Origin of the sequence: Acinetobacter terrae, assembly GCF_013004375.1 — a bacterium.
GTDB classification, from domain to species: Bacteria; Pseudomonadota; Gammaproteobacteria; order Pseudomonadales; family Moraxellaceae; genus Acinetobacter; species Acinetobacter terrae.
Window position 1 is genome coordinate 1 of the sequence record NZ_JABERI010000009.1, and the last position, 13,808, is coordinate 13,808.

Annotated in this window: 16 protein-coding genes; 5 read left to right on the top strand and 11 right to left on the bottom strand. The window is 39.7% G+C overall.

All coding sequences use genetic code 11. The features are described from left to right. Positions 1–421: 421 nt before the first annotated feature. The 4 genes from HLH14_RS04785 to ftsY all read right to left on the bottom strand — a co-directional run bounded on the left by HLH14_RS04785 (position 422) and on the right by ftsY (position 4,066). On the bottom strand, positions 422–1,099 hold the full coding sequence (locus HLH14_RS04785) for a DUF2057 domain-containing protein (protein WP_067724787.1): 678 nt from the start codon (positions 1,097–1,099) through the stop codon (positions 422–424). 211 nt (positions 1,100–1,310) lie between these two features. Then, entirely contained in the window at positions 1,311–1,904 is a 594-nt protein-coding gene (locus HLH14_RS04790) for a nitroreductase family protein (RefSeq protein WP_067724785.1), read from the bottom strand. A gap of 200 nt (positions 1,905–2,104) precedes the next feature. Continuing rightward, the gene (locus HLH14_RS04795) at positions 2,105–2,791 is read right to left on the bottom strand and encodes a nitroreductase family protein (protein WP_067724782.1); all 687 of its coding nucleotides are present in this window, start codon (positions 2,789–2,791) and stop codon (positions 2,105–2,107) included. 171 nt (positions 2,792–2,962) lie between these two features. Further along, the gene (gene ftsY, locus HLH14_RS04800) at positions 2,963–4,066 is read right to left on the bottom strand and encodes a signal recognition particle-docking protein FtsY (RefSeq protein ID WP_067724780.1); all 1,104 of its coding nucleotides are present in this window, start codon (positions 4,064–4,066) and stop codon (positions 2,963–2,965) included. A gap of 253 nt (positions 4,067–4,319) precedes the next feature. On the opposite strand from ftsY, the gene HLH14_RS04805 reads away from it, so the two are divergent. Both HLH14_RS04805 and HLH14_RS04810 read left to right on the top strand, forming a co-directional pair. Then, positions 4,320–5,630: a M16 family metallopeptidase gene (locus tag HLH14_RS04805; RefSeq protein WP_378321127.1), complete on the top strand. Its 1,311-nt coding sequence runs from the start codon at positions 4,320–4,322 to the stop codon at positions 5,628–5,630. An 11-nt stretch (positions 5,631–5,641) separates the two neighbouring features. Next, positions 5,642–7,225, top strand: a complete 1,584-nt coding sequence (locus tag HLH14_RS04810) for an insulinase family protein (protein ID WP_067724778.1) — start codon at positions 5,642–5,644, stop codon at positions 7,223–7,225. Here the strand turns inward: HLH14_RS04810 and HLH14_RS04815 are convergent. After that, complete coding sequence (locus HLH14_RS04815; protein ID WP_171532767.1) at positions 7,152–7,472, bottom strand: hypothetical protein; 321 nt, start codon at positions 7,470–7,472, stop codon at positions 7,152–7,154. The genes HLH14_RS04810 and HLH14_RS04815 overlap by 74 nt on opposite strands. A 106-nt stretch (positions 7,473–7,578) precedes the next feature. Beyond that, a complete protein-coding gene (locus HLH14_RS04820; RefSeq protein WP_067724774.1) occupies positions 7,579–7,938 on the bottom strand; it encodes a hypothetical protein in 360 nt (119 codons plus the stop codon). A 224-nt stretch (positions 7,939–8,162) separates the two neighbouring features. Here HLH14_RS04820 and HLH14_RS04825 point away from each other — a divergent pair, with 224 nt between their 5' ends. The 3 genes from HLH14_RS04825 (at position 8,163) to HLH14_RS04835 (ending at position 9,474) form a co-directional block, all read left to right on the top strand. Continuing rightward, positions 8,163–8,396, top strand: coding sequence for an SEL1-like repeat protein (locus HLH14_RS04825; protein ID WP_067724773.1), 234 nt, complete (start codon positions 8,163–8,165; stop codon positions 8,394–8,396). Between the two features lie 138 nt (positions 8,397–8,534). Then, on the top strand, positions 8,535–8,909 hold the full coding sequence (locus HLH14_RS04830; RefSeq protein ID WP_067724771.1) for a DUF2750 domain-containing protein: 375 nt from the start codon (positions 8,535–8,537) through the stop codon (positions 8,907–8,909). 133 nt (positions 8,910–9,042) lie between these two features. Then, a complete protein-coding gene (locus tag HLH14_RS04835; protein ID WP_067724768.1) occupies positions 9,043–9,474 on the top strand; it encodes a CBS domain-containing protein in 432 nt (143 codons plus the stop codon). A gap of 165 nt (positions 9,475–9,639) precedes the next feature. Here the strand turns inward: HLH14_RS04835 and trpB are convergent, their stop codons facing one another. Genes trpB through HLH14_RS04860 form a run of 5 tightly spaced genes read right to left on the bottom strand, consistent with a single transcriptional unit; the run spans position 9,640 to position 13,681 of the window. Further along, positions 9,640–10,848, bottom strand: coding sequence for a tryptophan synthase subunit beta (trpB, locus tag HLH14_RS04840; protein WP_067724766.1), 1,209 nt, complete (start codon positions 10,846–10,848; stop codon positions 9,640–9,642). Between the two features lie 46 nt (positions 10,849–10,894). Then, positions 10,895–12,082: a vWA domain-containing protein gene (locus HLH14_RS04845; RefSeq protein ID WP_171532768.1), complete on the bottom strand. Its 1,188-nt coding sequence runs from the start codon at positions 12,080–12,082 to the stop codon at positions 10,895–10,897. Between the two features lie 12 nt (positions 12,083–12,094). Further along, complete coding sequence (locus HLH14_RS04850) at positions 12,095–12,946, bottom strand: AAA family ATPase (RefSeq protein ID WP_067724762.1); 852 nt, start codon at positions 12,944–12,946, stop codon at positions 12,095–12,097. Positions 12,947–12,967: 21 nt separating this feature from the next. Then, positions 12,968–13,351 (bottom strand): hypothetical protein, encoded by a 384-nt coding sequence (locus tag HLH14_RS04855; protein WP_067724760.1) that lies wholly within the window; start codon positions 13,349–13,351, stop codon positions 12,968–12,970. 21 nt (positions 13,352–13,372) lie between these two features. Then, positions 13,373–13,681, bottom strand: coding sequence for a YcgL domain-containing protein (locus HLH14_RS04860; protein WP_067724796.1), 309 nt, complete (start codon positions 13,679–13,681; stop codon positions 13,373–13,375). Positions 13,682–13,808 lie beyond the last annotated feature (127 nt).

Below are 13,808 nucleotides of genomic sequence, written 5' to 3' on the forward strand. Positions count from 1 at the left end.
ACTTCGAGTAATTTCTACCATCAATCAATGAAAATAATTTCGATCGATCAACCGGTAAAAATCCACACAAGTTGTTCTTCATAATCTCTTAATGATCTATCTTGCTCTTCATCAGAGACAAGAAGCAACAAGATAATCTCAACAACTCAACGCTTCGCGCTTCGTTCGTTTCAACATATCTCGTTGGTATGCCGCGTATTCTATACAGTTTCTAAATGGGTGCAACCCCTATTTATCAAAATAACCTAAAAACAGAATCGACTGTTTATTTTTTAAACTAAAATGCTGTTTTTCTCACTTTTTAAGTCTTTTTACTGCCATTTCTTATCTCTAAAACACTAATTCCTATTTCACAACTGCATCTATAAAAAGAAAAAACCAGCTTTGGCTAGTTTTTTCTTTAAATGAATGAACCCATGAATCAGTTTGCTTGTTCAGCCAACCAAGCCATAAATTTTTGACGTTCGGCTTTATTCGAATTTTTCCACAGCTGAATCAGTTGCTGATCTGCGGTATTTGCAGAATGAGTTGATACGCTAGAATTTAAGCTCGCTGGTAAAGCAGCACCTGAAATAACTGCTGCTTGTGTATAAACTGGTGCTGGCTGATTCACTGGTGTTGATTTCTTTTGCGTTAAATCTGTGGCTTTTGCAAAAATGCCTTGTCCCAGCCAAGGTTTTTGCTCTGTGTTTGCACCAGTTTGCTGAACCAGGATTTGTTTATTTTTATCAACCAAAGCAACGACAGGTTGTTCAGCATATTTTTTTGCAGCTTCAAAGCTTGCTGGTGCATTAATTAAATCTAATCGGTAATTTTCACCATCTTTTAATGATGGAGTCTTTATCGTTACCACACCAGACTTCACAATGTCGTGCTCACCATTCAGGTGCTCAAAATATTGGGTGTAACGCACACTAATATTACTTTCACCTGCATCGACTTTATATTGATTATTCGCAGAACGGAATAATCCAGTATTAACTTCCTGATCATTTACCGCAACAATTTTGATTTCTTCAGGTGCTGTAATCGTGACCGCCGAAAATGTAGCACTACTTATCATTAATGCAGCTGCAGCAAAAGTTAATCTTAAAGCCATTCTGCTTTCTCTTCTTTCATTGTTAAAATTGAATTGCACTATGCAATGTATAAATGACGATTTTATGACAAAGCCATTTTCAATACACGAGCATTTTCAAGACTTTGTTGAGATAAGCTTTGCAACTTCGTAGATATAAATATTGAAGTCTTTTTTAGCCATAAAAAAGAGCGTGAAATAACGCTCTCTATAATTTTAAATTAAGAAAAATTTAGTCAAATTTCTTAAAGCGCTCTTTATCATCCATAAATGTTTTTTCTCCCGCAGGTGCTTCGATTGAGCCAAACACCAATTGAGCACGTAATCTCCAGTTTTTAGGAATATCAAAAGTCTCTGCAACTTCCTCATCAATTACAGGATGATAATGCTGCAATGAAGCCCCGACATGTTGCTCTGCCAATGCCGTCCATACGGCAAACTGTGCAATAGCGCTTGAATGTTCTGACCATGCTGGGAAATGATCCGCATATAAAGCAAATTGTTCTTGCAACGACTTTACAACATCTTGATCTTCGAAAAATAAAACGGTGCCATAACCAGCTGCAAAACTATTAATTTTTGCATCGGTCTTTTCAAAGGCATCTTCTGGCACCATTTTACGTAGTGTTTCACGTACGATATTCCAGAATTTGGTATGCGAATCACCATATAGCGTAACCACTCGCGACGTTTGTGAATTAAAAGCGGATGGGCTATTACGAACCGCCTCTTTAATGATTTCTTCAATTTTATCTTGTGTTAATAGAACATTTTTACCAATTGCGTAAATCGTACGGCGTTGTTTCATCTGATCTAAAAATGACATTACATAACCCTCTTCTGATTTTTGTTAAACATTATTAGGATAGATTAATCTTAGGTTAATTCTATGATGAGTGCATGACTAAAAAAGTGACATTGTGTTTTATTTATAGAACAATTTGATAAAGTATTTTTTGAATTTTATGCTTATTTAAAAACAAATAAAGCACCTGTAAAAAGTGCTTTATTTGTTCATAGCATCGATTAGACCAATATTCTAAATCGATCGCCATCTTGCGGATCATGTTTAAGCTCAGCGTCTTGCTCAATTGAACCAAAAACCAGTTGCGCTCGAAGCAACCACGATGCGTCTATATTAAAATAGTCAGCAACTGTTGAATCTATACTCGGATTATAGTGTTGCAGGCAAGCGCCGATACCTGAATCAGCTAAGGCCGTCCATACCGCATATTGCGCCATGCCTGAAGTCTGTTCTGACCAAACCGGAAAATCACCCGCATTGAAAGGGATTTTCTTTTGTAATCGCTGAATGGTTTGCTGATCCTCATAAAAAAGAACCGTACCAAAACCTGCGGCACATTGGTTTATCTTCATCTCTGTACCGGCAAAAACATGCACCGCAACCAATTTTCGTTGTACTTGTTTGACAATGTCCCAAAATTTTTCATGAGACTCCCCAAATAGCACCACGATTCGTGAACTTTGAGAATTTAAGGCAGATGGACAACTTCGTACCGCTTCCTGAATAAGTTCTGCCAAGTAGGCTTGACTATAATGAACCTTTTTACCCAGCACATAGATGCTACGACGTTTTTTCAAATGATCAACAAAAGTAAGTTCGTGTATTTCTTCAGCAGCCCGTTTTTTAAGCTTAAAATCTTTGGTGATATCTGCCGTCAGGACATGACCAATTTTTTCTAACAATGCCACAGCAGTACTCCCCAATACGAATGCCCAAGCTTTTAATATCCTTTGATTCTAATCGTTTCCAGAGGACTTCTTTGAATAAGTTATTTTTAGATGTTGTTTTTTAAATCAAACAATTAGCTTAAAAACAACAAACTCCGCACTTGGCGGAGTTTATGTGAAACATCAAGCATTTTACTTTTCTGTTTCAAATAATGCTGCAACAAACGATTTTGCCGAAAACGGACGTAAATCGTCGATTTTTTCACCCACACCAATAAAACGAATCGGCACATGGGTACGACTGGCAATATTAAACAGCACACCCCCCTTAGCCGTACCATCAAGTTTAGTAATGGTAAGTCCGGTTAGGCCAACTGCCTCATCAAACATTTCGACTTGATTAATGGCATTTTGACCTGTACCCGCATCGACCACCAACATAATTTCATGCGGTGCTGTTGCATCAATTTTTTGCATCACACGTTTAACTTTGGTGAGCTCTTGCATCAAGTGACTTTTATTATGTAAACGTCCCGCAGTATCGGCAATCAAAACATCAACACCTTTAGCACGCGCACTTTCAAAGGCATCAAAAATCACTGACGCACTATCCGCACCATGACCTTGTGCAACCACTGCAATATTATTACGATCACCCCAAATTTGAAGCTGTTCTGTTGCTGCGGCACGGAATGTATCACCCGCTGCCAGCATCACTTTCTTACCTTCACCTTGTAAGCGTTTTGCCAGCTTGCCAATGGTTGTGGTTTTCCCCACACCATTAACGCCCACCACCAAAATAACAAACGGCGCTTTATTTGGATCAATGTGTAAAGGCTTGACACGTGGAGCAAGGATCGCCACCAGCTCTTCTTGTAAAGCTTTATACAACGAATGTGAATAGATCAAATCGCCACGTGTGGTACGTTCAGTTAAATTGGCAATAATGGTTTTCGTTGCCTCTACACCGATATCCGCAACCAGTAATTGCTCTTCAACTTCCTCTAATAATTCATCATCGATTTCTTTACCACCGATCAGAATATTCACCATGCCATCAGCAAGGTTTTTACGGGTTTTGGTTAAGCCCACTTTCATGCGGCTAAAAAAGCCACTCTTAGATGCATCATCTTGCTCAGTTTCTGTGGCTACAGGCGCAGAAACACTTGCTTGTTCTTGTTTTGGAGCTTCAACAATAGGTACATTTACCGCAGGTAAATTCGGTAAAGTGACATCGTCATCCCCGATATCAGCATCAATCAAAAATTTATTTTGCCCATTAGATTGCTGTTGCATGCCGAATCCTTGAAAAGCATTGCGTTGAAAAACAAGGATTCTAGCATAGATTTCCTTTGCAATCCCCAGTAGACGTACAACACACCAAAAACGAACAACTCCGCCTTGCTTTCAAACAGGAATTTCTTAAAAATAATCATAAATACAATTAATCACTTTGGTAAATATTGTGCTCAAAATTTACGTCTCACTTTTTCCAAAGCTGTCTTTTTTTAAAAAACATATTTTACCCATGGGCTTTGCCTTGCTCTCAATGCAAATCCCATGGGTTCATGCCGAGACACGGAGTGAGTTAGCACGCACCACCTTTGAAACCACGCTTAAAAATGGCTTAAAAGTGATTATTCGCGAAGACCATCGCTCACCCATGGTCATGACGCAAATTTGGTACGGTGTGGGCAGTAGTGATGAATCAGGTAACTTATTGGGAATTTCCCACGTTCTAGAACATATGATGTTTAAAGGCACCAATAAAGTTCCCAATGACGAATTTACCCGTTTAAGCCGTATTTATGGCGGCAGTATCAATGCTTCAACTTTTACCAATTACACCAATTATTATCAGCTTTATCCGAAAACCTATTTACCGATGGCTTTAGAGCTTGAAGCGGATCGCATGAGCAACTTGCTGTTACGTCAGCAAGATTTCGATCCAGAAATCAAAGTAGTAATGGAAGAACGGCGCTTACGCACAGATGACAATCCGAGATCGCTTGCATTTGAACGATTTAAATGGATTGCTTACCCCACCAGTCATTATCGACAACCCGTGATTGGGCACATGAAAAATCTTCAAAACATTCAGCTTGAAGATGTCAAAAAATGGTATCGCGACTGGTATACCCCAAATAATGCCATATTGATTATTGTTGGTGATGTCGATTCTGAGAGTACCTTGCTGCAAGTACAAAAGTATTTTGGCGACATTCCCGCCAGAAAAACACCACCCAGAAATGACGTATTAGAGTTTGACCGCATTGGTTACCGCCACATGGAACTCAACTTACCTGTACAAGTGCCAAATTTATATATGGCTTGGAATGTCCGTTCACTAGTGACCGCCAAAAATCCACAAGATGCCTATGCACTAACGATTATCAAAAGTTTGCTGGATAGTGGTATTTCTTCACGACTGCAAAATCGACTCATCCGTGACCAGAAAATTTTGACCGCAATCAGTGTTTCGTATGATCCCTATAGTCGTGGAGACAGCTTACTCAGTATTTCCGCATTACCTGCTGATGGCGTGAGTTTGCAAGAGGCTGAAAAAGCCATTCAAACTGAAATTGATTTATTAAAAACCGAACTGATTAAACCCGAAGAAGTTGAACGTGTGACTGCTAAATTCGTTTCTAATTTAGTCTATAGCCAAGATGACATTGCTGGCCAAGCCAAAATGATCGGCAACTTAGAAATCAATGGTTTAAGTTTTCGCTTAATGGATGAACTTCCAAAACATTTTGAAACTGTAACACCTCAAGATATTCAACGCGTGGCGAATATTTATTTTACCCGTGACAATCTCAGTACTTTATATCTTTCTCCCGAAAATAAAGCACAATAACGGAATTTTACATGTTGAAGCTACGCCATATTGTTTTACTCAGTTCTATTGTTGCTGCTCAATTTGCAATTGCCGATGTGGACTTAAATAACGTTAGCGATGACAATCCGACCCATTTGATTTCGATCCCCCTTTTACAAAGTTTAAAAATCAATAATAAGCAGCTTCAATTACGCGCTCCTTATGTTCATGAGCTGAAAAATCGCTATAAAGTCCGTACCCTGTTTGTAGAATCACAAGATCTCCCCATGGTCGATATTCAACTGACATTTAATGCAGGTGCAGCACGGGATGAAGAGATCGCTCCAGGTTTGTATGGTATTGCCAATATGGCGGCAAAGCTGATTGATGAAGGCACAGAAAAATATACCGCCAACGACATTGCCCGTGCTTTTGAACGGGTTGGTGCTCAATTTAGTGCCCAAGCTTACCGGGATATGTTCGTTGTAAAATTAAGGGTGCTCTCTGACCCTAAAAAACTTGAGCCGGCTTTAGGCATGATGATGGAAGTTTTAAATCATTCGAGTTTCAAAAAATCGAGTATTAATTTGGTATTAAGCAATACTCAGGTGGGTCAAAAGCAGATCCAGGAAAGCCCAAGCCGGATGATGAATGTTCAGTTTTATCGCGCTTTGTATGGAAAGCATCCCTATGCAGAACCCATTACCGGAACACAACGTAGTATCAGTAAAATAACCCCGGTACAACTGAAACAATTTAGTGATCAATTTCTGGTGGCACAAAATCTGAATATCGCCATTACCGGTCAACTCAATGCCAAACAAGCACTACAACTTTCTGAACGCATTGCTGGCAATTTAAAACAGGGCGAAAAAGCCAAGCCGCTGGCTCAACCACTCGACAAATCGGCTTTCGATATTCGCCACATGACCTTCAACTCTAGCCAAGCGCATGTGATTATGGGGCATTTAGGCACCACACGATTTGATCCAGATCGTTTAGCCTTAGAAGTTGCCAATCAAATGTTTGGTGGGAGTGGTTTTAATTCTATCTTGATGAAAGAGCTGCGGGTTAAACGAGGTTATACCTATGGGGCTTATAGTTCGTTTTCATTTAGCCAGGTTCCCGGCACTTTTAGTTTTAGTTACTCAACCCGACAAGACCAACTACTCGACAGCATACAAGTTGCTCATCAGGCTTTGGTCAATTTTGTACAGCAACCGATTGACCAAAAACAGCTGGAAGAAACCAAAGCTGGAATGTTACGGGCTTTTCCAAATAATTATAGTAGCAATGCCAATATTAATGCCCAGTTAGGCTCAATGGGTTTTTACAACCAAACTGCCGATTATTTGAATGAGTACCCACAATTATTAGAGAAAATAACTGCGCAAGATATACAAAATGCGATCCGGAAACATCTGCATCCTGAACGCTTAACACTCATTGTGGTCAATGACAAATTAGATAAACAGGCTTTGCAAACAACACTCAATCAAAATCTGCTTCCACATGTCCCTACGCTTCCTTCACCCTCAATAAAACAGACACCTAAAACAATTATTGCTCCGCCTGCAAAGGAGGTAATTGATGTGCCAGCGTCATTTCCAACTGATGCGCCTGCATCAATTTAAAGTATTGACCATAAGGAACCTGATGCTGCTGCATCAGTAGCAAGGCCATTTCTTGGGTATCGGGATAATTGGCTTGGGATGAAAGTTTCACAATATTTTCAAATTGTGTCACTGAAATTGGTCGATGCAGGGCAATTAAAGCAAGGGTTAATATAATTGCGATAATCGTAACAATGAGCACGTTATAAACATTTTCAAGCTTTATTTCAGATTTTAATTGAACAATTTTTTGTATAGCGATATGCATAACCTACCTCGAACTCAAGGTAGTGTATGGTGAGGTAAAAATAAGTACAAGCAGATTTGCTCAATTTCCAAGCACTTGTAGCAGAAATTGAGCAATCCTCAATTGCTTATCCTATTACGTTTCTGATCACTGCAAAGTAAAGTACCAACGCAATAATCCCCAATACCAGCGCAATTGCAAAAACCCCGACACCTCTTTCTGAATCAACTGGATGTAGTTCGTCATCATCCGCAACACGCTTTAACTCGCCATTATAAACATCATAAAATTGTTCACGTTGTTGTGGATCCAACTGACGGGTAAAATCATAAACTCTTTTGCGTTGAGCCAAACAAAAATTACCCAGATGAATTTCCTGATGAAAAATTGCTTCGTCTAAATTTTTGCGATGTTGATGAGCGAGCTCAATAATTTGAGCTTCTGTTGGAGGCAAATCAAAATTCAAACCATCTAATGTTTTTGTCATGTTATTCTCCTTATACTTAACAATTTCCGTATATCTATATTAATAAAAAATCATTTTGTGCATTGTTTAATCATGTAAACTTGAATTATTAACACCTACCCAGATATATTGTTTGACAATTTAGGTTTAATGTAATATTAATTTAATAATACCAAGTTAAATTAGTATCAAGACGAACTTAAAAGTCTTACACTAGCAATCATAATTACAATAAGGAGTTTAATATGATTCAACAACTCTCTCATCAAGACTTAGAACATGCATATGCAGATGCAGTAAACACTATTCAATCTCAAATGAATTTTGCAGATGCGGTTCAAAAATTGGAAGAAGTCGCTCGTGCTGGGCATGGTAAAGCAGCATTGTTCCTAGCAGAACTCTATTATCAAGGTTTCCGTGTAGAACGAGACTCGCTAAAAGCACAATATTGGCAGAACTTAGCCACCATGCAAGCTTAACCAAACGTCACTAAGGTGGCGTTTTTTAATGCCTATTGTTTTTAAATACATATTTTCTTACATTGTTTCTCAAAGCTTACACTGAACTTTAATCTAAATTTCCTACAATAGCTCCTGAAGTCACTAGATGCTTTTGGTATGAATCAAATTAAATCTTTACACCTTATTCCTAAAGACTTGTTCTTTAAAATCACACTTTTAAAGTCGATGACGTACTGCGGTGTACTCTGGGGTTTATATCACCAACAAGGCTGGGCAATGATGTCTGACCATGAGGACTTCATTTTTCCATTTTGGCTCAACAGTGCTCAAGCGCATAACTATGCCCAGTTACATTGGCCAGATTACACCCCCCGTAAAATCACACCCAAGGATTTTCAAGAATCCTTACTACCGACATTAACGCGCTTAAAAGTCACGCCTGCTTTATGTAATTCTTCTAGTCGAAAATTTAAATTGACCACTCAACAAATGCGTCATTTCTTTTTCTCTGAATCTTTACAACATGCTTAGGCAGTTGTGCAAATCGTTAAAGCCAAATACAGAGAAATGTAAAATATAAGTTTCTGAATTGAAAAGTGTTTGCATTTTTCTGATTTCGCGCTAAGTTTAATGTCAAAGAATAAACAACAAAGGATGATAATAAATGACCAATGTAGCACAAGTTCTTCAGGACAAAATTGAACAAACCATCTTTACCATTAGTCCAGAAGCAACTGTACTTGAAGCAATTTCCCTTATGGCAAATAAAGGCATTGGCGCAGTTGTGGTCACTGACCAAGATAAAGTAGTCGGTATTCTTTCTGAGCGTGATTACACGCGCAAGATTATGTTGATGGAACGTACCTCTAAAGAAACCTCGGTCAGTGAAATTATGACCGCAAAAGTATTAACTGTGACCAAATCAACCAGTGTTGAAGATTGCTTAGGTCTTATGACAGATCGCCATTTACGTCATCTTCCTGTTGTTGAAAATGACAAACTCATAGGCTTGATCTCAATTGGTGACTTGGTCAAAGCCGTCATGGAGGATCAACGTAAACTGATTGATCAACTGCAACAATATATTGCCAGTTAAGCTTTTAAATCCAATAAAAAAACCTCTCATTTCGAGAGGTTTTTTTATCCTTCTAAATCCTTCTTTAATAAAGGGAGACTTTTACATATCCCTTTATAAAAATGGAAGAGGAAGTCCCTTTTTTTAAAAGATGAGCCGTGTATGGTGCAAGAGAGAGATTTATATTTAGTTCAAACCTAATTTTTCCGCAACATAATCAGAGTCTTTATCGCCACGACCGGATAAGTTCACCACAATTTTTACATCTTTGGCCATTTTTGGTGCTTCACGTATCGCCCATGCCACTGCATGTGAACTTTCAAGCGCCGGAACAATACCTTCTACACGCGACAATGTCATAAAGGCATCCAAGCATTCCTGATCTGTTGCGGTTGAGTATTGCACACGACCCAAGTCTTTCAAGAAGCTGTGCTGTGGACCTACACCCGGATAATCCAGACCAGAAGCAATTGAATGTACCGGCAAAGGTTCACCCTGCTCATCTTCAAGTACATAACAAGCCATACCATGCAATTGGCTTGGTTTGCCCAAAGTCAATGTTGCTGAATGCATATTGGTATCCAAACCATGTCCTGCAGGTTCAACACCCACAAGTTTCACATCAGACTCATTTAAGAATGCAGTGAAAGCACCGATTGCATTTGAACCACCACCGACACATGCCACGATGTAATCTGGATTCGAACCGAAACGGTCATGGGTCTGAACTTTAATTTCATCACCAATAATCGATTGGAAATCACGCACCATTTTCGGAAATGGATGAGGTCCAACCACTGAACCAATGGCATAGATAAAGTTTTTCGGATCTTTTAGATACTCATCAAACGCGCTGTCTACGGCATCTTTCAAAGTTGCTGTACCGCGTGTCACCGAAATCAGGGTTGCACCCAAAATTTTCATTTTCACAACGTTTGGATGTTCTTTTTCAATATCCACTTGACCCATGTGAATTTCACACGGAATACCGACTAAGGCACATGCGGTTGCTAATGCCACACCATGCTGCCCTGCACCGGTTTCTGCAATCACTTTAGTTTTACCCATGTATTTAGCAAGTAAAGCTTCGCCTAGGCAATGGTTAATTTTGTGTGCCCCAGTGTGGTTTAAATCTTCACGTTTCAGGTAGATTTGTGCTCCACCCAATTGATCGGACAAACGCTTGGCATGAAATAGTGGACTTGGACGACCGACATAGTTGGCAAACAAATCTGCCAATTCATTTTGAAATTCTGCAGTATGGCGAATTTGCTCATACGCCACATTAATTTCATCCATCGCTTCTTTTAAATGAGGTGGAATAAATTGACCGCCGTATTGTCCAAAGAAACCTTCTTCATTTGGCAATGGGATACCATTAATTTGATGAGTCATTTTTGAATTCCTTCATTTAAAATGATCGCGTTGAGTTTTATTCTGCTTAACGAGCTAAATATTTTGTCATATCTTCCACACCTTTCAAGGTCATGGGATACATATGATCTTCAAAAATCTGCTTAATTTGACCAATGGTATAGGTGTAATGCCAATAACGGTCTTCTTCAGGATTGAGCCATGCGGTTTTTTCAAAATGCTGACGTAAACGCTGCAACCAGACATTGCCCGCTTCATCATTCATATATTCAACCGAACCACCCACCGAGCTTAGCTCATAAGGTGCCATACTGGCATCGCCAACGACAATTACACGATAGTCTCGACCATAGGTATTGAACAAATCCCATGTGTTCATACGCGTGTTAGAGCGACGGATATTGTCCTTCCACACATAATCGTATAGACAATTATGAAAATAGAAATACTCTAAAGTTTTAAATTCCGTTTTGGCAGCACTAAACAGTTTTTCACATTGGGCGATGTGTGAATCCATTGATCCACCGACATCGAACAACATCAAAACTTTAATACGGTTACGACGTTCAGGCACCAGTTGCACATCTAAAATGCCCTGCTTCGCTGTTTCACGAATCGTACCATTAATATCCAGTTCTTCAGCAGCACCTTGACGGGCAAATTTACGCAAACGGCGGAGTGCCATTTGCATTTGGCGTGTCCCTAAAATCTGTTCGTCATCGAGGTTTTGATATTTACGCTGTTCCCAGACTTTGACGGCAGAACGCTTTCGTCCCGGCCCGCCAATACGCACACCTTCAGGATGATCCCCATAAGCACCGAATGGCGATGTGCCACCCGTACCGATCATCTTGTTACCGCCTTGATGCTTCTTGTGCTGCTCACGAAGACGCTCTTCCAGCATCTTCATCAGCTCTTCAAGTGAACCGGCTTTTTTAAGCTCTTCGCGCTGTTCGGGTGTCAGATGCTTTTCGATCAGTTCAAGATCGAACCAGTCTTTCGGCAATTTATGCACTTGATTGAGTAAATCATCCAGATCAAAAGTCGAGATGCCATCAAAGTAATCTTTCATGGCACGGTCAAACTTGTCAAAGAAACGTTCATCTTTGACCATGACGGTTTTAGCGAGTTGATAAAACTCGTCCTGATCGGCAAAAACCAGACCAGAAGCAACCGCCTCATTCAGATCAATCAGTTCACGTGTTGATACTGGTACGCCGTAACGTCGCAAGGTATAAAACAATCGCACAAACATGCGTGTTTCTCCTTAACGACGCGACATAAAGGCTAAACGTTCAAGCAACTGGACATCTTGCTCGTTTTTAATCAGCGCACCATACAGCGGTGGAATAGCTTTCGATTTATCATGGTTACGCAATATGTCTTCCGGCATGTCATCTGCCATCAGCAAGCTTAACCAGTCAATCAATTCAGAGGTTGAAGGCGGTTTTTTCAAACCCGGAATTTGACGAAGTTTAAAGAAAACTTGCAAAGCTTCATTGACCAAAGCTGATGAAACCTGCGGAAAATGCACATCAATAATCTCGCGCATGGTCGCTTCATCCGGGAATTCAATATAATGGAAGAAACAACGGCGCAAGAATGCATCCGGTAATTCTTTTTCATTATTTGAAGTAATGATCACAATCGGACGTTGTGTCGCCGTGATGGTTTCCCCGGTTTCATAAACAAAGAACGACATTTTGTCCAGTTCATGCAACAAGTCGTTTGGAAATTCAATGTCTGCCTTGTCAATTTCATCAATCAACAATACACAGCGTTGTTCACGGGTGAATGCTTCCCACAATTTTCCAGGTTTAATGTAGTTTTTAATGTCATAAACACGATCATCACCGAGTTGGCTATCACGTAAACGCGATACAGCATCGTATTCATACAAACCTTGCTGCGCCTTGGTGGTTGACTTGATATGCCAGGTAATCAGTTCAAGCCCTAAACTTTCAGCGACTTGTTCTGCAAGTAAAGTTTTACCTGTACCCGGCTCACCTTTAACCAAAAGTGGTTTTTGCAATGCACGTGCAGCTTTAACAGCAAGTTTTAAACTATCAGTCGCAATGTACTGATCTGTACCAGAAAATTGTTGAGTATCCACAGACATGATTTAACCTTATTGTTTTACTTAAAGCGGTGAACTATTTTTGCGTACTACAAATTTTGCTTTGTTGGCTGTGTATCTTGACCATAAATAGCCAACCACTAAACCAAGCCCGATCACAAATAAAATGAGAGAAGCATTTGACCACACCAATACAGTTTCTTTGGTTAAAACGCCAAATAACAACCCAAAAATTGCTGGGGCGATGGAAGCATTATTTCCTTCAGATACCGTAGGCGTGAGTAAAATCGCAAATCCAATGATCCACGTGATTCCACCCAAAGGTTTAGGCAAGCGTTTTGCAATCGCATACCACGCCCAAAGAATAATAATGCTGCCTAATACATAAACCGTGACAGCGATGCTGTCTTCAGGAATTGAATCTAGTAGTGAAAGAAAACTATTCATCGTGCAACTCCTGAATCGACTTTAGGCACCGCGCAACCCTTCTGGGGCAGGTTGATTAGGATTAATTAAACCTTCTGGCGGCACTTGAATAAAGAAGCCTTTGGTTTGAATTGAGTCAATCACATGCAACACATTTACACGTGCCAATTTACGGCTTTCAGATAGCTCTAAATCCATTACAAAAGTTGCACGACCAAATGCAATACGCATCGGTTCTGGCAAAATTTCAAGTGGACTCGCTGCTTCAGCTTCGTTTTCAGTTGGCTCAGGACGGGCAATGTAAAGATACATTTCATCTTTTTTGCTAGATTTGAAAATTGAACAATGCATAGGTGAAACAGTACTCATAAAACTTAGCTCAAGCATACAGCAAAAAAAAGACGGATACATTAGTGATTATTAACGCATCAGTCTTGATTTTGTATAAACGATAATTCTTTAATCAACCTGTTTAAAA

Excerpts from the sequence above, each read along its gene's own strand:
- HLH14_RS04785 (WP_067724787.1), bottom strand. The coding sequence starts at position 1,099 with ATGGCTTTAAGATTAACTTTTGCTGCAGCTGCATTAATGATAAGTAGT.
- HLH14_RS04790 (WP_067724785.1), bottom strand. The coding sequence starts at position 1,904 with ATGTCATTTTTAGATCAGATGAAACAACGCCGTACGATTTACGCAATT.
- ftsY (WP_067724780.1), bottom strand. The coding sequence starts at position 4,066 with ATGCAACAGCAATCTAATGGGCAAAATAAATTTTTGATTGATGCTGAT.
- HLH14_RS04805 (WP_378321127.1), top strand. The coding sequence starts at position 4,320 with ATGCAAATCCCATGGGTTCATGCCGAGACACGGAGTGAGTTAGCACGC.
- HLH14_RS04810 (WP_067724778.1), top strand. The coding sequence starts at position 5,642 with ATGTTGAAGCTACGCCATATTGTTTTACTCAGTTCTATTGTTGCTGCT.
- HLH14_RS04815 (WP_171532767.1), bottom strand. The coding sequence starts at position 7,472 with ATGCATATCGCTATACAAAAAATTGTTCAATTAAAATCTGAAATAAAG.
- HLH14_RS04820 (WP_067724774.1), bottom strand. The coding sequence starts at position 7,938 with ATGACAAAAACATTAGATGGTTTGAATTTTGATTTGCCTCCAACAGAA.
- HLH14_RS04825 (WP_067724773.1), top strand. The coding sequence starts at position 8,163 with ATGATTCAACAACTCTCTCATCAAGACTTAGAACATGCATATGCAGAT.
- HLH14_RS04830 (WP_067724771.1), top strand. The coding sequence starts at position 8,535 with ATGAATCAAATTAAATCTTTACACCTTATTCCTAAAGACTTGTTCTTT.
- HLH14_RS04835 (WP_067724768.1), top strand. The coding sequence starts at position 9,043 with ATGACCAATGTAGCACAAGTTCTTCAGGACAAAATTGAACAAACCATC.
- trpB (WP_067724766.1), bottom strand. The coding sequence starts at position 10,848 with ATGACTCATCAAATTAATGGTATCCCATTGCCAAATGAAGAAGGTTTC.
- HLH14_RS04845 (WP_171532768.1), bottom strand. The coding sequence starts at position 12,082 with ATGTTTGTGCGATTGTTTTATACCTTGCGACGTTACGGCGTACCAGTA.
- HLH14_RS04850 (WP_067724762.1), bottom strand. The coding sequence starts at position 12,946 with ATGTCTGTGGATACTCAACAATTTTCTGGTACAGATCAGTACATTGCG.
- HLH14_RS04855 (WP_067724760.1), bottom strand. The coding sequence starts at position 13,351 with ATGAATAGTTTTCTTTCACTACTAGATTCAATTCCTGAAGACAGCATC.
- HLH14_RS04860 (WP_067724796.1), bottom strand. The coding sequence starts at position 13,681 with ATGCATTGTTCAATTTTCAAATCTAGCAAAAAAGATGAAATGTATCTT.